Here is a 25,357-nt window from a genome sequence, read left to right as displayed (position 1 = left end):
CGCCGACGACCTGGATTATGTCGATCTTTCAAACGCAAGTCTGCTTCGCCGCGCTGCTGCTCGCCACCACCGGGCCGGCCCTCGGACAGGGCTTGCCGATCCGCGGCGTGGATCCCCCCGACTGGGCCCGGGCCCTTCCCGACGCCGTCCCGCGCCCGAGCTTCGTCCCCGCCGGAGCGGTCACGCCGATCTCGGGGACCCCCGCCGGGGCGAATCGCGGGATCCGTGATTCGGCGGAGGCATCGTCCCGCCGTCTCGCGCCCCGCGGCGCATTGGTCCGGGACGGCGCCGCCGTGCCCTGGCTCGGACCGAACCTCGATGCCCCGCCCCTGCCCGGCGACGCCGCCGCCGCTCCCCCGCCTGTCGACACGGCCCCGGCCCCGACCGTCACCGGCACGGTGCGGCGCCCCACGGCGGTTCTGGCCATCGCGCGCAGCCGCGGACCGATCCCGCCGAGCCGGCGCGACGCCCTGGAGGCGCGGCCGCGTCCATTCCCGGACGCCGCAGGTCCCGTCCCGGCCGTCCGCCCCGTCGCGCCGCCCGGGCCCGTGCCGGCCGGGCCGCCGGTCCCGCCGGCCTCCCGCACCATTCCGGAGGACCCCCTGGCCCTCGGCGAGGAGCTGCCCGCGGACCGCCTGGGCCTGCGCGGCGGCGGCTTTGTCTGGCTGCCGGCCCTGGAGCTGACCGCCGGCCGGACCGACAACGTGGAGGGCATGGCCGGCGGGCGGCCAGGGCCGGCGCTCGGCATCGCCCCGGAACTCAAAGTCCGCTCCGACTGGTCCCGCCATGCCCTCGACGTCGAGCTGCGCGGCTCCTACACGCGCTATCCCGGCAACGCCGACTACGACCGCCCCGGCTTCGTCGGCATCGCCAAGGCGCGCATCGACCTCGCCGACGAGATGCGGCTCGACCTGCGTGGCGGCTACACGCTGCAACGCGAATCGGCGGGAAGTGCCGAGACGCCGGCCGGCGCCAAGGTCCCCTCCGACGCCTCGACCTGGACGGCTTCGGCGGGCCTCACCCGCGACGTCGGCCTGATCTGGGCGACGCTCCGCGGCGACCTGGAGGCCACGCGCTACACGGGCGGCACCCTGGCGAGCGGCGCCCCGATCGCCGGCGCCGCGGCGCGCGACAACGACCGGCTGGTGCTGGCCGCCCGCACGGGCCTCTCGGCCTCGCCCGCCGCCAGGCCCTACGTCGAAGGCCAGCTCACGCGGCGCACCTACGTGATGCGCTCGGCCTCGGGCCGCGACGCCGACGGCTACGGGCTCCGCGCCGGCCTGGAACTCGACTCCGGCCCCTTGCTGAAGGGCGACCTCTCCGCCGGCTGGTCGTCGGAGGAGCCGGCCGACCGCCGCCTCGGCAGTCTCGAGGGTTGGACGCTCGACGGCACCCTCACCTGGTCGCCGACCCGTCTGACCCGCGTGACCGTCAACGCCCGCACTGCCCTGGAGCCCACCACCCTGGCGGGCTCCGCCGGTTCGCTGGCGCGCAGCACCGGCCTGACCGTGCTGCAGTCCGTCACCCGCCAGGTCGACGCAGAGGCGGGCGTGACGCTGACGGCCCGCCGCTATGCCGGCATCGACCGGCGCGAGACGACGGTCGCCGGCACGGGCACCTTGACCTGGAAGGCGAACCCGAACGTCCACCTGTTCCTGCGCGGCACGGTGGAGCGCACCATGCCGGGGGCGCCGGATCCCGACTATTCGGTCGGCACGGTGCTGGTCGGCCTGCGCCTGCAGCGGTGACCGCCGGGGTTCAGCCGACGAGGCCCTTGATGACCGTCCGGAACTCCTCGGAGAGCTCCTTGCGGGCAAGGCCGTAGGCCACGTTGGCGGCCAGGAAGCCGATCTTCGTGCCGGTGTCGTAGGTCACCCCGTCGAAGCGCGTCGCCCAGAACGACTGCTCGCCCATCAGGCGGATCATGGCGTCGGTCAGCTGGATCTCGCCGCCCGCGCCCTTCTCGTGCCGCGACAGGTGGTCGAAGATCTCGGGCTGCAGGATGTAGCGGCCCGAGATGATGTAGTTCGACGGCGCCGTGCCCTGCGGCGGCTTCTCGACCATCCGGGTGATCCCGAAGGCGTTGCCGCGCCGCTCGCCGACGCCCACGATGCCGTACTGGTGGGTGACCGACGGGTCCACCTCCTCGACCGCGATGATGTTCCCGCCGGTCTCGCGGTAGACCTCCATCATCTGGGCGAGGCAGCCCGTCTCGGACTTCATGATCATGTCCGGCAGCAGCACCGCGAAGGGCTCGTCGCCGATGATCTCCCGCGCGCACCACACCGCATGGCCGAGGCCGAGCGGGGCCTGCTGGCGGGTGAAGCTGGTCGTGCCGGCCGCCGGCAGGAAGCTCTTGAGGAGCTCGAGCTCGGCGGTCTTGTTGCGCCCGCGCAGCGTATCCTCGAGCTCGTAGGCCATGTCGAAATGGTCCTCGATCACCTGCTTGTTGCGGCCGGTGACGAAGATGAAGTGCTCGATCCCGGCCTCCTTAGCCTCGTCGACGATGTACTGGATGACCGGGCGGTCGACGACCGTCAGCATTTCCTTCGGGATCGCCTTGGTGGCCGGGAGGAAGCGCGTGCCGAGTCCCGCGACGGGGAATACGGCCTTCCGGATCGTCTTCGTCATAATGAAATCTCGCGTTTTCGGACGGGCGGCGCGCGCCGGCGCGCCAGGGGTGGACCGGACGCGGAACGGTGGTTTGCCAATCCGGCACAGTCGTGGCAGCCTTCCTTCCACATTGCAATCGGCTCGGATCCACATTGCGGAGAGCCGACATGGCCCCCGGCCGCAATCTGGACGTTAAGTTCGTGTTAACCGTGTCCGCCCCTAGGCTCGGAGCGGACACGGGACGTCGACGCGGTGCGCGCGACATCCCCAGCCGCGAACCTGAGGACATGCCGATGACGATCGAACGGCCGAACCAAGTGCAGTCCGCCTCGCGCGCGGGCGCGGGTCCGGGCCTCTCCCGCCGCAGCCTGGTCGCGGGCGGCGCCGCGCTCGCCGCCCTGCCGGCCTCCGCGGGGCTCGCCGTGGCGCAGGTCTCCGACTACGCCTTCGCCCAGTGGGTGCAGGTCTTCAGGCCGCGCGTCCTCGCCAAGGGCGTCTCGGCGGCGACCTACGACCGCGTGATGAACGCCGTGACGCCCGACACGGAAGTCTACAAGTTCGACAAGTCCCAGCCCGAGGTCCAGGAGCCGATCTGGCGCTACCTGAACCGGCGCGTCAACGAATGGCGGATCAACACGGGCCGGGAACGGGTCAAGGCCCATGCCGACCTCTTCGGCCGCATCGAGCAGACCTACGGCGTCGACCGCTACATGCTCTGCGCCCTGTGGGGCATGGAATCCGCCTACGGCGACGTGATCACCAATCCGAAGTTCATGCGCAAGGTGATCCCCTGCCTGGCGGCGCTGGCCTGGGGCGACCCGCGCCGGCGCACCTACTGGGAGCAGGAACTCACCAACGCCCTCGTCATCGTCGACCGCGGCTGGGCGCAGCCGGACGACATGATCGGCTCCTGGGCCGGCGCCATGGGGCACACCCAGTGGATGCCGGAGGTCTGGCTCGCCATGGGCGTCGACTTCGACCGCGACGGCCGCATCAATCCCTTCGGCAAGCCCGACGACGCCCTCGCCGGCACGGCCCGCTACCTGCTGGAGCGCGGCAAGTTTCAGCGCGGCCAGACCTGGGGCTACGAGGTGCGCCTGCCGGCGAACTTCAATGCCGGCCTGGCCGACGGCAAGACGATCAAGACCACGGCCCAGTGGAAGGCGCTCGGCGTCACCCGCGCCAACGGCGAACCCTTCCCGCGCGACAGCGACAACGCCCGCCTGGCCCTGCCGGCCGGTGTCCGCGGTCCCGCCTTCATGTACCTGCAGAACCTCTTCGCCATCCGCTCCTACAATCCCTCGACCAAATACGCCCTGGCGATCGGGCACCTAGCCGATCGGATCCGCGGCAGTGGCGACTTCCTCCAGCCCTGGCCGACCGACGAGAAGCCCCTGAGCCTGGAAGAGGCCCAGGAGCTGCAGACCAGGCTGACCCAGCTCGGCTTCGACACCGGCGGCACCGACGGCCGGGTCGGCGAGAAGACCCAGGCCGCCGTCCAGGCCTGGCAGAAGTCGGTGGGCATGACGCCCGCCGACGGCTTCCCCTCCGACAAGGTTCTCAAGCGCCTGCGCGGAGGCTAGACTGGAAGGGGTCGAGGGGGGCTCGGCCGGCGCACCGGACCGCGGACGCCTGTCCGCCGGTCGGGTTCGCCAACGGGAGACGTGAGACGAGATGTCCTGTCCGAACCTCCGGCCGCCCCTGCGGCTCCTCTCCCTGCTCGTCGCCGCGCTTCTAGGCGCCGCGCTCGCCGGCGCCTCGCCCGCCGCCGCGCAGGGCGATCCGATGTCGGGATTCTTCCGCTTCCTGTTCGGCGGCGGCCAGCCGCGAACCCAGCAGGCGCCGCCTCCGCCGGGCGCCCCCGTTCCGCTGGAGGTGAAGCCTGCCAAGCCGCGCGCACCGGTCGAGCCGAAGATCGTCGAGCAGCCGAAGCAGTCCGACGCGCAGGTGATCCTGGTGCTCGGCGACAGCCAGGGCTCGAACATGGCCCAGGGCCTGCAGGCCGCCTTCGCGGACGATCCCGCCGTGGCCGTCGTCTCCAAGGCCCGCCCCTCGCTCGCCATCGTGCGCGACGACGAGTACGACTTCCTCGCCACTCTTCCGGCTACCCTGGCGGAGGGAAAATTCGACTTCGTCGTGATCATGAGCGGCGTGAACGACCGCCAGTCCTTCTACGACAAGAAGACCGGCGCCAAGACGGACGAGCTCCGCTCCGACCGCTGGGAGACCGCCTACCGCAACCGCATCGGCGCGATCGTCAAGATCCTCAAGGATACCGGCAAGCCGGTCTACTGGGTCGGCCAGCCGCCGACCGAGCGCCCGACCCACTCGGCCTTCATGGGCTACCTGAACGGACTGGTGAAGCCGATCGTCGAGAGCGCCGGGGTCACCTTCGTGGACGTCTGGCCCGGCTTCACGGACGACGACGGCAACTTCACCTACCAGGGACCCGACGTCGACGGAAAGGTGAAGCGCCTGCGCGCCAGCGACGGCACGCACTTCACCCGCGCCGGCCAGCGCAAGCTCGCCTTCTTCGTCGAACAGTCGATCCGCGACCAAATCAAGGGCATCGCGCTCGCCCCCGAGCCCGTGGCCCCCGAGGCTCCGCAGGCGCCCCAGGCGCCCCAGGAGGTGGTCCTCGCCGCGCCGCCGCCCCTGCCGCCCGCCCCGTGGAAGAAGGTCGGCCCGGTGATCACGCTCGGCAATCCCGGTGCGGACGGCGAAATCGAACTCGCCGGGGCCCCGACGGCGGCCTCCCTGCCGGCGCGCCCCGGCGTCCCCGCGTCCCCGCCCGCCCTGCCCGCCCTGCCCGCCAAGGCGGACGTCATGCCGGGCGGCTATCCTCTCACGGAGACCCCGCAGCACCGCCGCCTCGTCCGCGGCGAAGGCATCGACCCGCCCTCCGGCCGCGTCGACGATTTCCGGTGGCAGCGGCCGCGCTGAGGGCCACGCCTCACGCCCAGCGGTCGCTGACGTGTCGCATCCAGGCCTCGCCCGCGAACCCGCTCGTGATCGCCTCCCCGGCCCGCACCGCGGCGGCGATTTCCGGGTCGCGGGCATGCACCATGGACGTGTGCCGGCGGAACAGCAGGGCCCCGGCGTCGAGGAGCCCATCCAGGAGGCGTGCCTGGGTGCGTCCCTTCACGGCCACGCAGCCCGCCGCGGCCGCATCGGCCATCAAGGCCGCGAGGACCGCCCGCGCCGCTTCCGGGCGCGCCAGAAGCTGCAGCACCCAGCCGACGCCGCCCGGGGCGCCCTGGTAAAGCGCCGCCCCGGCCACCCGTCCCTTGCCGTCGCGCATGACGAGACGCCGGAGCGGACCGCGGCTGCGGTTTCCGGCCGCATGGGAGAGCTGCCAGGCGAAACTGTCGGACGGCCAGTCCGGACGCAGCGCGTAGGTCTCCATCGCGTCCGCAACCGCCGTCGCGAAGCCTCCGTCGTCCGTCGCCTCCACGGCGAGGCCGGCCGGCCTCGCCGGCACCGCCCCGACGAACCGACCGGCGAACCGGTCGACCAGCCTGGCGGCCGGACGGGCGAAGCGTGCGGCCGGCAGCGCGTCGGCCGCGAGCGCGACGGCGAGGCCGGCCGGCTTCAGCACCTTCAGCCACTCCATGCTCTCGGCCGTCACCGTCTCGCCGCCGAGCGCCACCCACAGCTTCTGGGCCTGCACGTTGGTCGGCTCGCTGATGGAGAGATCCTGCGGCCCCTGCAGGAAGGCGCGCACCAGCTTGGCGCCGGCGAGCGGCCGCCGCTGCGGGTCCTCGACCGAGAGGGAGGTCGGCACGGCGGCGCGCAGCCGCCTTCCGCGGAACCACATGCGCAACGGCACCACGCCCGCGAATCCGACCACCCGGCCGTCCTCGACCAGGACCCGCGAGGCGATCTCGGGGTCGAAGTCCGGGTGCCCGAACAGCAGCCCGCGGATGCAGTCCGCCAGGCCGGCAGGCACGGGACGCCGCGCGTCCACAAAGGTCTTCTGAAAAAGCGCCGCGACGGCGGGGATGTCCTCCGCCGTGCAGGCCCGGATCTCGCCCATGTCCCGGTCCCTGCTCGCCGGACGTCATCTGGCCCGGCCGCGCGGAGACATAGCATATAGGCCCCCGGCACGGTGTGGTGGCGGGCGATCTGCAACCTGTTATGTCAGCTTGTCGTTAACGGGGTCAGCCGGCCGGAACGCCTCCCGGCCGGTCTTGCAGGCCCGCTCAGCGCGGCAGGTCGGTGCGGCCCATGAGGGCCAGGTCGATCGAGCGGGCCGCCTGGCGGCCCTCCCGGATCGCCCAGACCACCAGCGACTGGCCGCGCCGCATGTCTCCCGCCGCCCAGATCTTGTCGACCGAGGTCCGGTAGTCCTCGTCGTTCGCCTGGACGTTGCCACGGCCGTCGATGATGACCCCGGACTGCTCCAGCATGCCCTCGCGGACCGGGTGCACGAAGCCCATGGCGAGCAGCACGAGGTCCGCCTTCAGGACGAACTCGCTGCCCGGCACCTTCTGCATCTTGGCGTCGACCTCGACGCAGTGAAGCGTCTTGACCTGTCCGTTCTCGCCCTCGAACCGCTCGGTCAGCACCGAGAACTGCCGTTCGGCGCCCTCCTCGTGCGACGACGAGGTCCTGAGCTTCATCGGCCAGTTCGGCCAGGACAGGAGCTTGTTCTCCTTCTCGGGCGGCTTCGGCATGATCTCGAGCTGGGTGACCGACAGGGCCCCCTGCCGGATCGACGTACCGATGCAGTCCGAGCCGGTGTCGCCGCCGCCGATGACCACCACGTGCTTGCCGCCGGCCAGGATCTGCTCGACGTTGCCGACCGGCTCCTCGGAGACGCGCCGGTTTTGCTGCGGCAGGAAGTCCATCGCGAAATGCACGCCGGCGAGGTCTCGCCCCGGGATCGCCAGGTCGCGCGGCTTCTCCGAGCCGCCCGCGAACATCACCGCGTCGTACTGGGCCTTAAGGTCCTCGACCGAAATCTCGACCCCGACATTGACGTTGTAGTGGAAGACGACGCCTTCCGCTTCCATCTGCTGGACGCGGCGGTCGACGACCGTCTTCTCGAGCTTGAAGTCCGGGATGCCGTAGCGCAGCAGCCCGCCCGCCTTGGCATTCTTCTCGAAGACGTGCACCTCGTGGCCGGCCCGCGCCAGCTGCTGGGCGCCCGCGAGGCCCGCCGGGCCGGAGCCGATCACCGCCACTTTCCGGCCGGTCTTGCGCTTCGGCAGTTCCGGCCTGACCCAGCCCTCGTCCCAGGCCTTGTCGGCGATGGTGCACTCGATCGTCTTGATCGTGACGGGGCTGTCCGTGAGGTTCAGCGTGCAGGACGCTTCGCAGGGCGCCGGGCAGACCCGCCCGGTGAACTCCGGGAAGTTGTTGGTCGAGTGCAGGTTCCGCGCCGCCTCTTCCCAGTTGCCGTGGTAGACGAGGTCGTTCCAGTCCGGGATCTGGTTGTTGACCGGGCAGCCGGTGTGGCAATAGGGGATGCCGCAGTTCATGCAGCGCGCCGCCTGGTCGCGCGTGCCCTGCTCGGAGAGCGGGATCACGAACTCTTTGTAATTGCGGACGCGGTCGTGGGCCGGCCGATACTTGCGATCCTGGCGATCGATTTCGAGAAACCCAGTAACCTTGCCCATCGTTCGTCCCCGTGGCGGCCGTCCCGGCCCGCCGCTTGGCGGTCTACCCCGTTGTCGTGATCCCGGCGGGCCGCACGCGGGCGGCCGGCGCCGGGCTATTTGGCAGGTACCGGCCGCGGGTTCAAGCCCGGGCCGGCACGCCGGCGGCGGAGATCACTCCGCCGCGACGGCCGTGCGCATCCGCTCCATCTCCTGCAGGGCGCGGCGGTACTCGACCGGCATCACCTTGCGGAATTTCGGCAGGAACTCGCCCCAATGCTCCAGGATGTGCCGGGCGCGGTCGGAGCCGGTATAGAGCGCATGGTTCTCCACGAGCTGGCGCAGGCGCTCGCCGTCGTGGCGGGTCATGTCGCTCATGATCTCCACGAGGCCGTGCGCCTCCAGATCGCCGACTGCGTGGTGGCGCTTGGCGGCGAGCTCCTCCTCCTCGATGACCGGCTCCAGCTCGACCATCGAGAGATTGCAGGCCCGGGCGAAGTCGCCCGCCTCGTCGAGCACGTAGGCGATGCCGCCCGACATGCCGGCCGCGAAGTTGCGCCCCGTCCGGCCGAGCACCACCACCACGCCGCCCGTCATGTACTCGCAGCAATGGTCGCCCGCGCCTTCGACCACCGCGACCGCGCCGGAGTTGCGGACCGCGAAGCGCTCGCCCGCGACGCCCCGGAAGTAGGCCTCGCCCTCGGTGGCACCGTACATTACCGTGTTGCCGATGATGATCGACTTCTCGGGGACGAGCTTCACGGCCTCCTTGGCCGGGTAGACGATCAGCCGCCCGCCCGACAGGCCCTTGCCGACATAGTCGTTGGCCGCGCCCTCGAGCTCGAGCGTCACCCCGCGCGCCGCCCAGGCGCCGAAGCTCTGCCCGGCGATGCCCTTGAGCTTGACGTGGATGGTGTCGTCCGGCAGCCCGGCGTGACCGTAGCGCTTGGCGACCTCGCCCGACAGCATGGCGCCGGTGGTCCGGTCCGTGTTGCCGATCGTGGTCTCGATGCGCACCTTCTCGCCCCGCTCGAGCGCCGGCATCGCCTCGGCGATCAGCCGCCGGTCGAGGATCTTGTCGATCTGGTGGTTCTGCGTCTCCGAATGGTGGCCGGCGACCCCCGCCGGCACCTTCGGCCGGTGGAACAGGCGCGAGAAGTCGAGCCCCTTGGCCTTCCAGTGCTGGACCGCATCGGACCGGTCGAGATACTCGATCTGCCCGACCATCTCGTCGAACCGGCGGAAGCCCAGCTCGGCCATGATCTCCCGGACTTCCTCGGCGAGGAAGAAGAAGAAGTTGATCACGTGCTCGGGCTTGCCGACGAAGCGCTTGCGCAGCACCGGGTCCTGGGTGGCGACGCCGACCGGGCAGGTGTTCAGGTGGCACTTGCGCATCATGATGCAGCCCGCCGCGATCAGCGGCGCGGTCGCGAAGCCGAACTCGTCGGCACCGAGCAGCGCGCCGATCACCACGTCGCGTCCCGTCCGCACGCCGCCGTCGACCTGCACGGCGATGCGGCCGCGCAGGTGGTTGGCGAGGAGCGTCTGGTGTGTCTCGGCGAGGCCGATCTCCCAGGGCGAGCCGGCATGCTTGATCGAGGTCAGCGGCGAGGCGCCGGTGCCGCCCTCGAAGCCCGCGATGGTCACATGGTCGGCGCGCGCCTTGGAGACGCCCGCCGCGACCGTCCCGACGCCGATCTCCGAGCCGAGCTTCACCGAGATGGCGGCCGCCGGGTTGACGTTCTTCAGGTCGTAGATGAGCTGCGCCAGGTCCTCGATCGAGTAGATGTCGTGGTGCGGCGGCGGCGAGATCAGGCCCACGCCCGGCGTCGAGTGCCGGACCTTGGCGATCACCGCGTCGACCTTGTGGCCGGGCAGCTGACCGCCTTCGCCGGGCTTGGCGCCCTGCACCATCTTGATCTGGATGACGTCCGAGTTGACGAGGTACTCGGTCGTCACGCCGAACCGGCCCGACGCCACCTGCTTGATGGCCGAGCGCATGGAATCGCCGTTGGGCAGCGGCTTGAACCGGTCGGACTCCTCGCCGCCCTCGCCGGTGTTCGACTTGCCGCCGATCCGGTTCATCGCAATGGCGAGCGTCGTGTGCGCCTCCCGGCTGATCGAGCCGAATGACATCGCGCCCGTCGAGAAGCGCTTGACGATGTCCTTCGCTGGCTCGACCTCGTCGAGTGGCACGGGCGAGCGCCCGAGTTCCTCGGCGGTCCGGATCCGGAACAGGCCGCGGATGGTCAGGAGCCTGCGCGACTGGTCGTTCAGGATCCGGGTATACTCGCGGAACTTCTCCGGCAGGTTCCCGCGCACCGCATGCTGCAGGGCGGTGACCACCGGCGACGTCCAGGCATGCTGCTCGCCCCGGAGCCGCACGGCATACTCGCCGCCGACCTCCAGCATCGAGCGCAGCGTCGGGTCGTCCCCGAACGCCACCCGGTGCCGCCTGACGGTCTCCTCGGCGATCTCGGCGAGGCCGACGCCTTCGATGGAGGTCCGGGTTCCGAAGAAGTAGCGGTCGACGAACTCGGAGGAGAGGCCCACCGCGTCGAAGATCTGGGCCCCGCAATAGGACTGGTAGGTCGAGATGCCCATCTTGGACATGACCTTCAGGATGCCCTTGTCGATCGACTTGATGAACCGGTAGACGATCTCCTTCTCGGTCAGCGGATCCGGGAACTCGTCCTTCATCGCGATCAGCGTCTCGAAGGCGAGGTAGGGGTTGATCGCCTCCGCGCCGTAGCCGGCCAGCACGCAGAAATGGTGCACCTCGCGCGGCTCGCCGGTTTCCACGACGAGGCCCGCCCGGGTCCGGAGCCCCTTGCGGATCAGGTGATGGTGCACGGCCGCGGTGGCGAGCAGCGCCGGGATCGCGATGCGCCCGGAGCCGACCGCACGGTCGCTGAGGATGATGATGTTGTAGACCTGCCCCGTCGCCGAGACCCGCACAGCCGCCTCGGCCTGCACGCAGATGGCGTCGAGCGCCGGGCGCATGCCGGCGGCGCCGTTGGCGGCCGGGTAGGTGGTGTCGATCGTGATGGTGCGGAAGCCCGAGCCCTCGACCGCCTCGATCGCCCGGATCTTCTCCAGGTCCTCGTTGGTCAGGATCGGCTGGCGCACCTCCAGGCGCTTGTGCGCCTCCGAACCCTCCAGGTCGAAGAGGTTCGGCCGCGGCCCGATGAAGCTCACGAGGCTCATGACGAGCTCCTCGCGGATCGGGTCGATCGGCGGGTTCGTCACCTGCGCGAAGTTCTGCTTGAAATAGGTGTAGAGCAGCTTCGACTTGTCGGAGAGCGCGGAGATCGGCGTGTCCGTGCCCATCGAGCCGACCGCCTCCTGGCCCGTGGTCGCCATCGGCGCCATGAGCAGGTTCACGTCCTCCTGCGTGTAGCCGAAGGCCTGCTGCAGGTCGAGCAGCGACTCCAGCGTCTTCGGCGCCTGCGGCGGCACCTCCGGCAGGTCCTCGGCGACGAGCTGAGTGTGCTCGATCCACTCCCGGTAGGGGTGGGCCGAGGCCATCTGGTGCTTGATCTCCTCGTCGGAGACGATGCACCCCTTCTCCAGGTCGAGCAGCAGCATCTTGCCCGGCTGCAGCCGCCACTTGGAGACGATGCTCTCCTGCGGGATCGGCAGCACGCCCTCTTCGGACGACAGGATGACCCGGTCGTCGTCGGTCACAACGTAGCGCGCCGGCCGGAGGCCGTTGCGGTCGAGGGTGGCGCCGATCGAGCGGCCGTCCGTGAAGCAGATCGCGGCCGGCCCGTCCCACGGCTCCATGATGGCGGCGTGGTACTCGTAGAAGGCCTTCCGCTCCTCGTCCATCAGCGCGTTGCCGGCCCAGGCCTCGGGGATGAGCGTCATCACCGCATGCGGCAGCGAGTAGCCGCCCATGACCAGGAACTCGAGCGCGTTGTCGAAGCAGGCCGTGTCGGACTGGCCCTCGTAGGAGATCGGCCAGATCTTCTCGATCTCGTCGCCGAAGAGCTTGGAGGTCGTCGACGCCTGGCGCGCATACATCCAGTTGACGTTGCCGCGCAGCGTGTTGATCTCGCCGTTGTGGGCGACCATCCGGTACGGGTGGGCGAGCTTCCACGACGGGAAGGTGTTGGTCGAGAAGCGCTGGTGCACGAGCGCGAGCGCCGAGACGAAGCGCGGGTCGTGCAGGTCCTTGTAGTAGGCCGCGACCTGGTAGCTGAGGAACATCCCCTTGTAGACGACCGTGCGCGACGAGAAGCTCACGACATAGAACGAATCCTGGTCGCGCTTGGTCTGGCCGTTCCAGTCGGCCTCGTAGACGTAGCCCGAGATCGTCTTGCGGGTGATGTAGAGGCGCCGCTCCAGGTCGTCCTGGTCGGCATAGCGGGCCGTGGCCGTGACGAAGACCTGCTTCTGCACAGGCTCGGTCGCCCGCACCCCGTCCGACAGGCAGGCATTGTCGACCGGCACGTCGCGCCAGCCGAGGATCTTCAGCCCCGCCTCGCGGATCACCTTCTGGATGATGGTGACGGCGCGGTCGCGCTCGCCGGCCTCGCGCGGCAGGAAGATCTGGCCGATGCCGTACTGACCGGCCTCGGGGAGCTGGAAGCCGAGCTTCGCGCACTCCTCCTTGAAGAAGAGGTGCGGGATCTGCACCAGGATGCCGGCGCCGTCGCCCATCAGCGGATCGGCCCCGACCGCCCCGCGGTGCTCGAGGTTCTCCAGGATCTTCAAGGCGTCGGTGACGATCGCGTGGCTCTTCACGCCCTTGAGGTTGGCGATGAAGCCGACCCCGCAGGCGTCGCGGCCCTGCGGGTCGAGGAACATGCCCTCCGCCTTGGGCAGCGGATCGGTTTTCACGGTCGTGGACGCCGCCGCGGCCGCGGTCGCGGTCGTGGCTCCGGCTTGAGCGGCACCGAAAGGTCCTTCAGCCTCGATCCTGGCCATGGATCCGTCCTCGTCTCGTCTGTTCGTCCCGGCTGCGCCCGCGTCGGGCGCGACGTCCGGAACATGGCTTCACGCTCGCGGTTCTCCAGGGCGCCCCGGCAAATTCCGCCGCGCCGGCCCCTTCACGGACCTGCGACGATGGACCCTGCCGGCATCGCCGGACTTTCGGAAGGTCGGCGGCTCCCGGTCTCCGACCGGATCGTCCGCCATCGGACCGCCGCATGCTCTCCGGCATGCTGTCGCAGCCATGCCGCCGGCAACCCCACCGGGCCTCCAGCGGCCTTCGACGCCCATCCTCCCGGCGACACCGTCGCGCCCCGGGGAATTGGACAGTAATACTGTCCTATCCCGGGTCGGACCATGCCAGAATTCCCCGCCGCCCGCAAGCCGCATTCTGAGCCGGCGATTATCTTTCTTTCGGGGAGGCCCCTGCAACCGGTCATTTTCGCAAACAGACGCGGGGGCGTACGAAAGAATGTTTCGCCTCCGGAAACGACGCATCGCACCGTCGCATTCCGGACCGCTTCCCGCTAGACGGAGGGGAGCGGCGGGTCCGGATCGGACCGCCAAGGGAGACCTCGCATGATCTTCGCATCCGACAACTGGGCCGGCGCCTCTGACAAGGTCATGGCCGCGCTCGCCGAGGCCAACGCGGGCCCGTCGCCGGCCTACGGGGTCGACGAGATCACCCGCCGCCTCGAGGCCCGCATGGCGGACCTCTTCGAAACCGACGTCGCCGTCTTCCTGGTCGCGACCGGCACGGGCGCGAACGCGCTCTCCATCGCCGCCTTCGCGCCACCCTGGGGCGCGGTCCTCTGCCACGAGGGTGCCCACCTGGCCAGCGACGAGTGCGGCGCCCCCGAATTCTTCGCCGGCACCAAGACCGTTGGACTGCCGGGCGCCCGCGCCAAGCTCGACCCGGCGACCGTCACCGCCGCGCTCATGGAGCTGCCGGCCGGCGTCGTCCATCACTCCCAGCCCGCCGTCCTGTCGCTCACCAACGCCACCGAACTCGGTACCGTCTACACGCCCGACGAGGTCGCCGCGCTTTCGGCCGTCGCGCGCACGCGCCGGATGGCGGTGCACATGGACGGCGCCCGCCTCGCCAACGCCATCTCGCACCTGGAGGTCGCCCCCTCGGCGCTGACCTGGCGCGCCGGCGTCGACGTCCTCTCCTTCGGCGCCACCAAGGGCGGCGCCTTCATGGCCGAGGCGGTCGTGCTCTTCGACCGTTCGCGCGCCGAGGCCATGGGCTATCTCCGCAAGCGCGCCGGCCAGCTCGTCTCCAAGCACCGCTTCGTCGCCGCCCAGTTCGACGCCTGGCTCGACGACGAGCACTGGCTCGATCTCGCCGACCACGCCAACGCCATGGCGGCCCGCCTCGCCGCCGGCCTCCGCCAGGCCGAGAAGGCCCGCCTCGCCTGGGAGCCGCAGGCCAACGAGGTCTTCGCCTACATGGCCCCGGAGACGGCCGCGGCACTGCGCGAGCGCGGCGCCACCTTCTACGAGTGGACGATGACCGGCCTGCCGGCCGAGGACGGCCCCCGCGGCCGCGAGCAGCTCTACCGGCTGGTCGCCAGCTTCCGCACGACGGAGGAGGAGGTGGACGCCTTCCTGGGAGCGATTCGGTAATGGAGCGCGCTACTGCCTGTGGATAATGTGGAGTACAAAGAGGGCACAAAAACAACCACAGGTTGGTTGCATCATTCCCACTGACAGGAAAATTACAATCATAGATAGCTAGCTGTTCCCCTCGCAGATCGATATCCTAAGCCTCGCTGCACGGCGAAGGTACAGCCCTTTACATCTAGAGACATCTGCCTTAAACGACGAAGGGCGGCACACGTGATGTGTACCGCCCTCTTAGTCTTTGTGGTTGCACGTCCGGCGGCGCGTGCTGCCATGAAGACGCGCGACTACTCAGCTTGACACCGTGAGATAGTCGCAAGAGGTCCCAGTAGTCAAGCCGCCGGAGGCGCTGGCTATGAAGCCTGGCGATAGGACTCCGCGCTCGGGACAGTACGAGCGAGTTGGCCCCCGTGGGGGCAAAATCCCTGGTGAAATCACGTCGACGCGTGGCAATCCGTTACCGCCGACTCCGAAGGCAGGCCAGAGCTACCGTTTGGTCGATCCAACGAAGTCTGGTGCGAAGCGCTGATGGGAAGACGAAGCCCGCGTTTGACCAAGGACATGGCGTCTGAGATCCGGCGCCTGTCGCGAGAGACCGATCTGCTTCAACATGAAATTGCTGCGCAGCTCGGAATAAATCAGGGACGCGTCTCTGAAGTTCTGAATGGCAAGCGTTTTCCAGAAGGCCCTACAAAGGGCACTTGGGAAGCGGCTACAGCGGACCGCCTGCTGTAAGGTAGTCTCTTAAGTAGAGCGCCCCGGAATCCGGGGCGCTCGTTCATCCGCTCGACGGGTCGGGCCCTCAGGCGGCCTGCGCCTCGATCTGCTTCGCCGACGCGTTGGCGGCGGTGGAGATCGGGATCTGGCGCGGCTTCATGGCCTCGGGAAGCTCGCGCACGAGGTCGATGTGCAGGAGCCCGTTCTCGAGGCTCGCGGCCTTCACCACCACGTAGTCGGCGAGCTGGAAGCGACGCTCGAAGGCGCGCGAGGCGATGCCGCGGTAGAGGACCTCGCGGTCGTTGCCCTCGTCCTTCTTGTCGCCCTTCACCGTCAGGGTGTTCTCCTTGGCCTCGATCGAGATGTCCTTCTCGCCGAAGCCGGCGACGGCCATCGAGATCCGGTACGAGGTCTCGCCGGTGCGCTCGATGTTGTAGGGCGGGTAGGTCGGCTGGCTCGCGGCCTCGTTGCCGAGCGAATCGATCAGCGAGAACAGGCGGTCGAAGCCGACGGTCGAACGATAGAGCGGAGCGAAGTCGATACGCATGGGATCAGTCCTCCGAAAGAGCAACTGGTTGGGATCGAGGGATCGGTCCCCAGGGCGCTGGCCCCGTCCCCGCCTCCACTGGACCGCGGGTCTCGGACCTCCCTCGCGGACCCGGTCTCCGGCGTCCGCAATCGATGAGGTAGGTAGGCCCCGGAGGCCTTTCAAGAGCCCCCGTTGAACGCCCGATGAACCCCGGGTTCCGCAGCGGTTCAGCGCCCCGGAGGCACTCTGATGTTCGGCCGTTGCGCTGTCTCTCGACCCCGCGCCGGTGCCGCCGGCGGGTGGCATCGGGACCGGGGAGGCTCGCGGGAGAAAGCGCCGGTGACGATCCCGGGGTGGACCCGGCCCTAGCGGCCACGGCTCCCGCCGCGTCGGCTCCCGCGGCGAAGGCCCGTTGAGCCGGGACGCCGCCTCGGATATCTCGGGGGGACGGATGTCGGCCGCCGCCGTCGTCCGTCCCAACCGGGGGGCCCGGCCGGAGCCCGCATGACGCTCGTCGACTTCGAGGACAACCCGATTCCGCCGGACGTCTCCGCGGGTCACTTCGACACGCCCGCGGAGAGCCGGCTGCGCTACGCCGTCTGGCGCCCGGAGAGCTCGCTGCAGAAGGGCACCGTCTGCATCCTGCAGGGCCGCGCCGAGTTCCTGGAGAAGTATTTCGAGACGGCCCGCGACCTCGTCGTGCGCGGCTTCGCGGTCGCCATGTTCGACTGGCGCGGCCAGGGCGGCTCGCTGCGCCAGCGCAAGGCGCGCCACAAGGGCCACGTCGACGACTTCGCCGAATACGTCGCCGATCTCGACGCCTTCATGACGCAGGTCGTGCTGCCGAACTGCCCGCCGCCCTTCTACGGCCTCGCCCACTCGACGGGCGCCACCGTGCTGCTGCTCGCCTCCCCGTCCTTGCGCAACCGCTTCCGCCGCAACGTCTGCCTCGCGCCCCTTCTGGGCTTCGGCGACACCGGCTGGCCGCAGGAGGTGGTCGCGCCGCTGTCGCGGGTGCTCGCCGCCGTCGGGCTCAAGCGCAGCCTCATCCCCGGCGCCTCCCGGCACCGCCTGTACGATCGCCCCTTCGAGGAAAACAGGCTGACCTCCGACCCCCGCCGATACCGGCGCAACATCGGCATCGCGAAGGCCCATCCGGAGCTCACCGTCGACGCGCCGACGATCGGCTGGGTGCGCGCCGCCGTGGACGCCATGGGGGAGCTCGACGACGTCGACTACGTGGAGAAGATCCGCATCCCGACGCTCCTGGTCGCCGCCGGTGCCGACCGCATCGTCTCCAACGTCGCCATCGAGCGCCTCGCCCGGACCCTGAAGGCGAGCCACCTCGTCGTCATTCCGGGGGCCCGCCACGAACTCCTGCAGGAATCCGACGTCTACCGGGAGCAGGCGCTCGCCGCCTTCGACGCGTTCGTGCCGGGCAGCTGACGCCTCAGCCGCCGGCGAGCAGCGCGAGCACCTGGGCGTGGAGCCGCCGGTCCCCGGACGCCACCACGCTGCCGCCCTGCGGCGCGGGGTTGCCGGCCCAGTCCGTCACGATGCCGCCGGCGCCCTCGATGACCGGGATCAGCGGCACGATGTCGTAGGCCTGCAGCCCGGTCTCCACCACCACGTCCACGTGACCGGCCGCCACCATGCAGTAGGCGTAGCAGTCGCAGCCGTAGCGGGCGAGCCGCACGCGCGATTCGACCCGGTCGTAGGCCTCCCGCGCCGCCCCCTTGAAGAGGGCCGGCGTCGTCGTGAAGAGCACCGCGTCGGAGAGCTCCGCGCAGGGGCGCGCCCGGAGCGTGCGCGTGCCGTCCGGCCCCCGGTACCAGGCCCGGCGCCCGTCGCCTGCGAAACGCTCGCCCGTGAAGGGCTGGTACATCATGCCGAGGTTCGGGACCCCGTCGCGGGTCAGGCCGATCAGCGTCCCCCAGACCGGCAGGCCGGAGATGAAGGCGCGCGTTCCGTCGATCGGATCGAGCACCCAGACGTGCTCCGCGTCGGTCCGCTCCGGCCCGAATTCCTCGCCGAGGATGCCGTGGGACGGGTGGTGCAGCCCGATCAGAGCCCGCATGGCCGCCTCGGCGGCACGGTCGGCGATCGTGACCGGGTCGTAGGCCTTGCCGGAGCCGGCGGCGGTCTTGTCCTCGACCGCCATCGCGGTGCGGAAATGGGGAAGGATGGCCCGCCCCGCCGCATCCGCCAGCACGTCCAGGAAGTTAGCCAGGCTGTTCTCAGCGGACATGCGCGCGTCTCCGACCCACCCGGCGCGAGGCCCCGGCGCCCGGGCTCGTCCTTCCTAGACCGTTGAGGGACGGGCCGGCAATCCTCCGCGGTGGCGCCGCGCGAACCGGGAAAAATCAGCCCGATGGAGTCAGCCATTGACTTTTGTGCGTCGCAATGCGATTTGTTGCAACGCGGTACGGCGCTTGCGCCTGCCGCAGCCCTCCTTGGGCGTTTCCTCCCTAGACTTGGGCCGCTGACATCCGTCGGCGGCCTTTTTTCTTGGTCCGGGAAGGCGTCCGGTCACTCCGCCGCGAGGGCGGTCGACCGGAACCCGCTGGCGCCGAGCTGAACGATCTCGCCCACGAAGGTCGACAGGTCCGCCGCCAGGCGGCCGAAGCCGGCATGCGGCTCGTAGGTGTCCTCGTTCATGTAGAGCGCGCGGTTGATCTCGATCTGGAGGGCGTGCAGGCCCTTCCCCGGGCGGCCATAGTGCTCCGTGATGAAGCCGCCTGCATAGGGCTTGTTGCGCGCCACCGCGTAGCCGAGCCCGGTCAGGATCTCGACCGCCGAATCGACGAGCCCGGACCAGCAGCTCGTCCCGTAGCGGTCGCCGAGCACGATGTCGGGCCGGCTGCGCTGGTCGAGGCCGCGGATGACCGAGGGCATGGAGTGGCAGTCGACCAGCACCGCGTAGCCGAAGGAGACGTGGAGGCGGGCCAGCATCTTCCTCAGGGCGGCGTGGTAGGGCTTGTAGATGCCCTCGATCCGCTCCAGGGCCTCGTCGACCTCGAGCGGCCGCGCATAGATCTCCTCCTGCTCGGCGACGATCCGGGCGATCGTCCCGAGCCCGCCCGCGACCCTGAGCGACCGCACGTTCGCATAGGCCGGCAGGCGTCCGGTGAACATCTTCGGGTCGAGCTCGTAGGGCTCCCGGTTCACGTCAAGATAGGCCCGCGGGAAGTTGGCGCGCATGAGCGGCGCGCCGTGCGCCGGCACCGAGCCGAAGAGCTCGTCGACGAAGCTGTCCTCGGATCGGCGGATGCGCCGGCCGTCCAGCCGTGATGCGTCGAGGAAGCTCTGCGGATAGCCTGTCCCGCTGTGCGGCGAATTGAACAGGAAGGGCACGCGGATCTCGTCCGGCGTGAGCACCTCGAAAGGCGGGTCGGATGAAAAATCCCGGACGATCCGCACCGTGCGCCGCGCGCTCCCCTGATCGGGCCGTGCTTTCCGGCCCGCGCCGCGCCGTCTGGGGCGCGGTTCGGGCCTGTCGACATGTTGCCTGGAAACCACCCGCCTTGTCCATGGTTGCGTGGGCGACGACCTGCCCCGACGGCTTCACCGGATATTTACCGCGCCCCGGGTCTATGAGAGTGATACGCAGCGACCGGCATGGATGCTTTCGGATGGATTCGATGACGCGCATTCTCCTCGCCGAAGACGACAACGACATGCGTCGTTTCCTCGCCAAGGCCCTGCAGAGCGCCGGCTACGACGTCGTGTCGTTCGACAACGGCAAGAGCGCCTACGAACGGCTGCGCGAAGAGCCCTTCACGCTGCTCCTGACCGATATCGTGATGCCCGAGATGGACGGTATCGAACTCGCCCGGCGCGCAACCCAGCTCGACCCCGACCTGAAGGTGATGTTCATCACCGGCTTCGCGGCCGTGGCGCTCAACCCCGATTCGAACGCCCCCAAGGACGCCAAGGTGCTCTCCAAGCCCTTCCACCTGCGCGATCTCGTTCGCGAGGTCGAGAAACTGGTGGCCGCGTAAGGCGCTACGTAGAAACGCCTAGTCCGGATCACGTCCGCGCCGGCATAACAGATGTGACGCCTTGGCCGGTCGCGAATGTCTCCGGCCGGCCTGTCAGCATCTTGTACGCTTTTCATTTTTGAAATCTAATCCTTCCGACAACAAGGGCCCCAAGGGTCCGGTTCTCGGGAGGAACCCCATGTCGGAAGAGAAGAAAGTCGGACGTCGCCGATTCCTGACCGGTTCGGCCGTGGCCGCTGCGGCCGTGGCCGCCCCCTCGGTCGTGAAGGCCCAGGGGCCGATCAGCATGCGCTGGCAGTCGACCTGGCCATCGAAGGACATCTTCCACGAATACGCCCAGGACTTCGCCAAGAAGGTCAACGACATGACCGGCGGCGACCTGAAGATCGAGGTGCTCCCGGCGGGCGCCGTCGTGCCGGCCTTCGGCCTGCTCGAGGCCGTGTCCAAGGGCACGCTCGACGGCGGCCACGGGGTGCTCGTCTACCACTACGGCAAGCAGACCGCCCTCGCCCTTTGGGGCTCCGGCCCGGGCTTCGCCATGGACGCCAACATGCTGCTCGCCTGGCACAAGTACGGCGGCGGCAAGGAGCTCCTCGCCAAGCTCTATGATTCGATCGGCGCCAACGTGGTGTCCTTCCCCTACGGCCCGATGCCGACCCAGCCGCTCGGCTGGTTCAAGAACCCGATCGCCAAGGAGGAGGACCTGAAGGGCCTCAAGTACCGGACGGTCGGCATCTCGATCGACGTCTTCACCGCGCTCGGCGCCGCCGTGAACGCGCTTCCGGGCGGCGAGATCGTCTCCGCCATGGACCGCGGCCTCCTCGACGCCGCCGAGTTCAACAACGCTTCGTCGGACCGCGTGCTCGGCTTCCCGGACGTCTCCAAGGTCTGCATGCTGCAGAGCTACCACCAGAACGCCGAGCAGTTCGAGATCATGTTCAACAAGGACCGCTACAACGCGCTCCCCGAGAAGATGCGCGCCATCATCGCCAACGCGGTGGACGCAGCCTCGGCCGACATGTCCTGGAAGGCGATCGACCGCTACTCGACCGACTACGCCGAGATGCAGACCAAGGACAAGGTCCGCTTCTTCAAGACGCCCGACGCGATCCTCAAGCGCCAGCTCGAGGTCTACGACCAGGTCACGGCCAAGAAGTCCGGCGAGAACCCGCTCTTCAAGGAGATCCTGGAGAGCCAGATCGCCTTCGCGCGGCGGGCCACCCGCTGGGAGCAGGACACGGTGGTCAGCCGCCGCATGGCCTACGACCACTACTTCGGCGCGAACGGCACGCTCCGCAGAACCTGACGACCGCCATAGCCCCGCGCGGGCCCGGCCGGACCACCACCGGCCGGGCCCGATGCGTTCGGCACCTCATGACGTTTTCCTGACGGACTGGATGTCCCGATGACCATCGAGCGATTGCTGCACGCCATCGACGGCATCAGCACCTTCGTCGGCAAGGCTGCGGCCTGGCTGATCGTGGGACTGATGCTCCTCGTCTGCGCGGAGGTCTTCAAGCGCTACATCCTCAACGCGCCCACGGCCTGGATCTTCGACGCCTCCAACATGTTCTACGGCACGCTGTTCATGCTGGCCGGCGCCTACGCGCTCGCCCAGAACGCGCACGTGCGGGGGGACTTCCTGTACAGCTCGATGCGCCCGCGCACGCAGGCGACGCTCGACCTGATCCTCTACGTCGTCTTCTTCGTCCCCGGCATCGCGGCTCTGGTCTATGCCGGCACGCACTACGCCGCCGACAGCTGGCGCATCGCCGAGCACTCGAACGTCACCGCCGACGGCCCGCCGGTCTACCACTTCAAGACCGTCATCCCGATCGCCGGCGCCCTGGTCCTGCTCCAGGGCTTCGCCGAGATCATCCGCTGCATCGTCTGCCTGAGGACCGGCGAGTGGCCCTCGCGGCTCAGCGACGTCAACGAGATCGACGTGGTCGAGGAGCAGCTCGCCGGCAGCCAGTACGTGGACGAGGAGACGCGCAAGTTCGCCATCGAGAAGGCCCACGACATCGACGAATCGGCGCGCCAGCGCGGGCGTGGAGAACACATCACATGAGCGATCCCGCCCTCGGCCTCCTGATGCTGGTCCTGATCGTCGTCGTGATCATGCTGGGCTTCCCGACGGCCTTCACGCTGATGGGCCTCGGCATCTTCTTCGGCTTCATCGCCTACTTCAAGTCGGGCCAGGCCTTCGCCGACAACCTGGTCTTCGACCTCATGGTCCAGCGCACCTACGGGGCCATGACCAACGACGTGCTGATCTCCATCCCGCTCTTCGTGCTGATGGGCTACGTGATGGAGCGCGGCGCGCTGGTCGACAAGATGTTCTACTCGATCCAGCTCGCCTTCCGGAACGTGCCGGCCTCCCTGGCGGTCGCCACCCTGGTGGTCTGCACCTTCTGGGGCATCGCCTCCGGCCTCGTCGGCGCGGTCGTGGTGCTGATGGGCGTCATCGCCTTCAACCCGATGCTCCGCGCCGGCTACGACGTGCGCCTCGCCTCGGGCGTGATCACCGCCGGCGGCACGCTCGGCATCCTGATCCCGCCCTCGGTGATGATCATCGTCTTCGCCGCCGTCGCCGGCCAGTCGGTGGTCAAGCTCTACGCCGCGGCCATGTTCCCCGGCTTCTTCCTGTCGCTCCTCTACCTCGCCTACATCATCGGCTGGGCGCTCCTGAACCCCTCGGTCGCCCCGAAGCTCACGGAGGAGCAGACCCGCGTGCCCGTGCCGGACTGGGTCCGCAGCTTCCAGCGCCTCTACTCGCCCAACATGGCGGCCGGCCTCGCCCGCGCCGCCGCCAGCCCGGGGCTCGCCGGCAAGGTCGAGATCGACGGCCGGCCGATGGGCTACCGGGCGATCCTGGCCAACCTCTTCTACGCCCTCGTGCCCTTCATCATGACCGCCGCGACCTTCGCGCTCATCTGGTGGTACGTGGTCATCCACCAGCAGAAGCGCGCCCTGGCGGTCCCGAGCGGCCTGGAGGAGCTCGGCGGCGGCCTTCAGGAGCTGGGCGACCCCGCGGCCGCCGAGCCCGCCGCGGCGGCCGGCCCGCCGACCGCCTTCTACATCTGGTTCGGCGTCCTGGCGCTCGCCGCCGCCGTCATGATGATCCGCTACTACCGGCGCATGGACGCCGAGCGCTTCGAGGTCGTGAAGCTGCTAACAACCTCCATCGCGCCGCTCGGCACCCTGACGGTGGTCGTCCTGGTCGTCATCCTGTTCGGCATCACCACCGCCACCGAATCGGCCGCCGTCGGCGCCGCCGGCGCCTTCCTGCTCGCCTGGCAGGCACGCACTCTCGACTGGAAGCGCACCAAGGAGGCGGTCTTCCTGACCGCCAAGACGACCGCGATGGTGTGCTGGCTCTTCGTCGGCTCCGCCCTCTTCTCCGGCGTCTTCGCCATCCTGGGCGGACAGGCGCTGATCGAGAAGTGGGTCCTGGCCTTCGACCTGAGCCCCCTGCAGTTCATGATCCTCAGCCAGGCGATCATCTTCGTGCTCGGCTGGCCGCTCGAGTGGACCGAGATCATCGTCATCTTCGTGCCGATCTTCCTGCCGCTCCTGAAGCACTTCCAGATCGACCCGATCCTCTGGGGCGTGCTGGTCTTCGTGAACCTGCAGGCGGCCTTCCTGTCGCCACCGGTCGCCATGTCGGCCTTCTACCTGAAGGGTGTCGCTCCCGCGCACGTGACCATCAACCAGATCTTCGCCGGCATGATGCCCTACATGCTGATCGTGATCCTCTGCATGGTCATCATGTACCTGTGGCCCGGCCTGACGCTCTGGCTGCCGGAATTCCTTTACGGAAACTGACCGACCGCCATGCACGACCTCAACAGACTGACGGCCCGCGAGGCCGCCGCGCTCGTCCGCGACGGCCGCGTCACGGCCCTCGACCTCGTCGACGCCTGCCTCTCCCGCATCGCCGCGCGCGAGGACGAGGTGCGCGCCTGGGCCCATCTTGACCCCGGCCTCGCCCTGGAGGAGGCCGCCCGCGCCGACAGGGAACGCGCCGAAGGCCGGCCGCTCGGCCCCCTCCACGGGGTTCCGGTGGCCCTCAAGGATGTCATCGACACCGCCGACTATCCGACCGAGCACGGCTCGCCCGCCTACGCGGGCCGGCGGCCCGAAGCGGACTCCGCCGTGGCGGCGGCCCTGCGCGCGGCCGGCGCCGTCGTGATCGGCAAGACGGTCACCTGCGAGCTGGCGACCCACGTCCCCGGCCCGACCCGAAACCCGGCCGACCTCTCCCGCAGCCCCGGCGGCTCCTCGTCCGGCTCCGCCGCGGCCGTCGCCGACCACATGGTCCCCGCCACCCTCGGCACCCAGACGCTCGGCTCGGTGATCCGCCCGGCCGCCTTCTGCGGCGTATACGGCTTCAAGCCGAGCTTCGGCGCCATCCCGCGCACGGGCGTCCTGGAGCAGTCTCCGACCCTCGACACGGTCGGCGTCTTCGCCCGCTCGGTGGAGGACCTCGCGCTCCTCGGCGACGCGCTCTTCGGCCACGACCCGCGCGACGCGGCGACCCGGCCGCGGAGCCGGCCGGCGCTGCTCGAGACGGTCACGGCGCCCTGGCCGGTGCCGCCGACCTTCGCCCTCGTCCGCTCCGACCGCTGGGCCGACCTCGACCGCGACCAGCGCGAGGCGATCGCCGAGCTGGCCGGCGAGCTCGGCGCCCGGGTCACCGAGATCGAGTTCGGCTACGCCTTCGAGGAGGGCGTGGCGGCCGCCCGAACGATCCGCATCGTCGAGTTCGCGCGCGCCTTCGGGCCCCTCGCCGACCGAAGCCCGGAACTGGTCCACCCGGATCTCCGGGCCGTCGTTGAGGCGGGCCGGGACGTCCCGGCGGTCGCCTACCTGGACGCCCTCGACACCCGCAGCCGGCTCGGCCGCACGGCCCGGTCGATCTTCCTCGACCACGGCGCGATCCTGACCCCCGCCGCCCTCGGCACAGCCCCGGAGGCCCTCGCCGGCACCGGCGACCCGCATTTCTGCAGCCTCTGGACCCTGCTCGGCACCCCCGCCGTGAGCCTGCCGCTCTTCGAATCCGGCGGCCTGCCGATGGCCGTGCAGCTCGTCGGCGACCGCGGCGACGACGCCCGCCTGCTGCGCTCCGCCGCCCTCCTGGTCCGCGAGCTCGCCGGGGCCGAAGCCTGAGCCCTTGGGGCTTGCGGCCCCCCGCAAGACTGGCTATAGACCTCCTCGCCGACGGCATCCCGACCCGCCGGCCCATGGAACGGGCGTGTAGCTCAGCGGGAGAGCACTACGTTGACATCGTAGGGGTCACAGGTTCGATCCCTGTCACGCCCACCATCCGTTCC

The 25,357-nt window shown here is 69.7% G+C and carries 17 protein-coding genes and 1 tRNA gene; 11 read left to right on the top strand and 7 right to left on the bottom strand.

Annotated elements, in window-relative coordinates; genetic code table 11:
- Positions 1-17: 17 nt before the first annotated feature.
- On the top strand, positions 18-1,748 hold the full coding sequence (locus WBG79_RS18110) for an outer membrane beta-barrel protein (RefSeq protein ID WP_337358584.1): 1,731 nt from the start codon (positions 18-20) through the stop codon (positions 1,746-1,748).
- 10 nt (positions 1,749-1,758) lie between these two features.
- On the opposite strand, the gene galU is transcribed toward WBG79_RS18110, so the two are convergent.
- Positions 1,759-2,631, bottom strand: a complete 873-nt coding sequence (gene galU, locus WBG79_RS18105; protein ID WP_337358583.1) for a UTP--glucose-1-phosphate uridylyltransferase GalU — start codon at positions 2,629-2,631, stop codon at positions 1,759-1,761.
- A 275-nt stretch (positions 2,632-2,906) separates the two neighbouring features.
- Between galU and WBG79_RS18100 the strand changes: the two genes are divergently transcribed.
- Positions 2,907-4,196, top strand: a complete 1,290-nt coding sequence (locus WBG79_RS18100) for a lytic murein transglycosylase (RefSeq protein ID WP_337358582.1) — start codon at positions 2,907-2,909, stop codon at positions 4,194-4,196.
- Positions 4,197-4,287: 91 nt separating this feature from the next.
- Positions 4,288-5,556: an SGNH/GDSL hydrolase family protein gene (locus WBG79_RS18095; protein ID WP_337358581.1), complete on the top strand. Its 1,269-nt coding sequence runs from the start codon at positions 4,288-4,290 to the stop codon at positions 5,554-5,556.
- A gap of 10 nt (positions 5,557-5,566) precedes the next feature.
- On the opposite strand, the gene WBG79_RS18090 is transcribed toward WBG79_RS18095, so the two are convergent.
- The 3 genes from WBG79_RS18090 to gltB form a co-directional block, all read right to left on the bottom strand.
- On the bottom strand, positions 5,567-6,649 hold the full coding sequence (locus tag WBG79_RS18090; protein ID WP_337358580.1) for a hypothetical protein: 1,083 nt from the start codon (positions 6,647-6,649) through the stop codon (positions 5,567-5,569).
- A gap of 166 nt (positions 6,650-6,815) precedes the next feature.
- Positions 6,816-8,234 carry a glutamate synthase subunit beta gene (locus WBG79_RS18085; RefSeq protein ID WP_337358579.1) on the bottom strand — a complete coding sequence of 473 codons (1,419 nt, stop codon included), beginning with the start codon at positions 8,232-8,234 and terminating at the stop codon, positions 6,816-6,818.
- 153 nt (positions 8,235-8,387) lie between these two features.
- The gene (gltB, locus tag WBG79_RS18080; protein WP_337358578.1) at positions 8,388-13,145 is read right to left on the bottom strand and encodes a glutamate synthase large subunit; all 4,758 of its coding nucleotides are present in this window, start codon (positions 13,143-13,145) and stop codon (positions 8,388-8,390) included.
- 582 nt (positions 13,146-13,727) lie between these two features.
- Here gltB and WBG79_RS18075 point away from each other — a divergent pair.
- Entirely contained in the window at positions 13,728-14,777 is a 1,050-nt protein-coding gene (locus WBG79_RS18075; protein WP_337358577.1) for a threonine aldolase family protein, read from the top strand.
- A gap of 799 nt (positions 14,778-15,576) precedes the next feature.
- Here the strand turns inward: WBG79_RS18075 and WBG79_RS18070 are convergent.
- Positions 15,577-16,038 carry an Hsp20 family protein gene (locus WBG79_RS18070; protein ID WP_337358576.1) on the bottom strand — a complete coding sequence of 154 codons (462 nt, stop codon included), beginning with the start codon at positions 16,036-16,038 and terminating at the stop codon, positions 15,577-15,579.
- A gap of 486 nt (positions 16,039-16,524) precedes the next feature.
- Here WBG79_RS18070 and WBG79_RS18065 point away from each other — a divergent pair, with 486 nt between their 5' ends.
- Entirely contained in the window at positions 16,525-17,466 is a 942-nt protein-coding gene (locus WBG79_RS18065; protein ID WP_337358575.1) for an alpha/beta hydrolase, read from the top strand.
- 4 nt (positions 17,467-17,470) lie between these two features.
- On the opposite strand, the gene hisN is transcribed toward WBG79_RS18065, so the two are convergent.
- Both hisN and WBG79_RS18055 read right to left on the bottom strand, forming a co-directional pair.
- On the bottom strand, positions 17,471-18,268 hold the full coding sequence (hisN, locus tag WBG79_RS18060; protein WP_337358574.1) for a histidinol-phosphatase: 798 nt from the start codon (positions 18,266-18,268) through the stop codon (positions 17,471-17,473).
- Between the two features lie 281 nt (positions 18,269-18,549).
- Positions 18,550-19,440, bottom strand: a complete 891-nt coding sequence (locus tag WBG79_RS18055) for an N-formylglutamate amidohydrolase (RefSeq protein ID WP_443147480.1) — start codon at positions 19,438-19,440, stop codon at positions 18,550-18,552.
- 221 nt (positions 19,441-19,661) lie between these two features.
- Between WBG79_RS18055 and cpdR the strand changes: the two genes are divergently transcribed.
- From cpdR to WBG79_RS18025, 6 genes are all read left to right on the top strand, one after another.
- On the top strand, positions 19,662-20,021 hold the full coding sequence (gene cpdR, locus WBG79_RS18050) for a cell cycle two-component system response regulator CpdR (RefSeq protein ID WP_337358573.1): 360 nt from the start codon (positions 19,662-19,664) through the stop codon (positions 20,019-20,021).
- Positions 20,022-20,199: 178 nt separating this feature from the next.
- Positions 20,200-21,327 carry a TRAP transporter substrate-binding protein gene (locus tag WBG79_RS18045; RefSeq protein WP_337358572.1) on the top strand — a complete coding sequence of 376 codons (1,128 nt, stop codon included), beginning with the start codon at positions 20,200-20,202 and terminating at the stop codon, positions 21,325-21,327.
- Positions 21,328-21,426: 99 nt separating this feature from the next.
- Positions 21,427-22,092, top strand: coding sequence for a TRAP transporter small permease subunit (locus WBG79_RS18040; RefSeq protein ID WP_337358571.1), 666 nt, complete (start codon positions 21,427-21,429; stop codon positions 22,090-22,092).
- Positions 22,089-23,849 (top strand): TRAP transporter large permease, encoded by a 1,761-nt coding sequence (locus WBG79_RS18035; RefSeq protein WP_337358570.1) that lies wholly within the window; start codon positions 22,089-22,091, stop codon positions 23,847-23,849. Before WBG79_RS18040 ends, WBG79_RS18035 begins: the two co-directional genes overlap by 4 nt.
- Before the next feature lie 9 nt (positions 23,850-23,858).
- A complete protein-coding gene (locus tag WBG79_RS18030) occupies positions 23,859-25,193 on the top strand; it encodes an amidase (protein ID WP_337358569.1) in 1,335 nt (444 codons plus the stop codon).
- Positions 25,194-25,274: 81 nt separating this feature from the next.
- A tRNA-Val gene (locus tag WBG79_RS18025) sits at positions 25,275-25,349 on the top strand.
- Positions 25,350-25,357 lie beyond the last annotated feature (8 nt).

The organism is Prosthecomicrobium sp. N25, from assembly GCF_037203705.1.
In the GTDB taxonomy this organism is placed as follows: Bacteria; Pseudomonadota; Alphaproteobacteria; order Rhizobiales; family Ancalomicrobiaceae; genus Prosthecodimorpha.
Note: the sequence above shows the minus strand (reverse complement) of the source record. Positions and strands in the feature narration are given on the sequence as shown.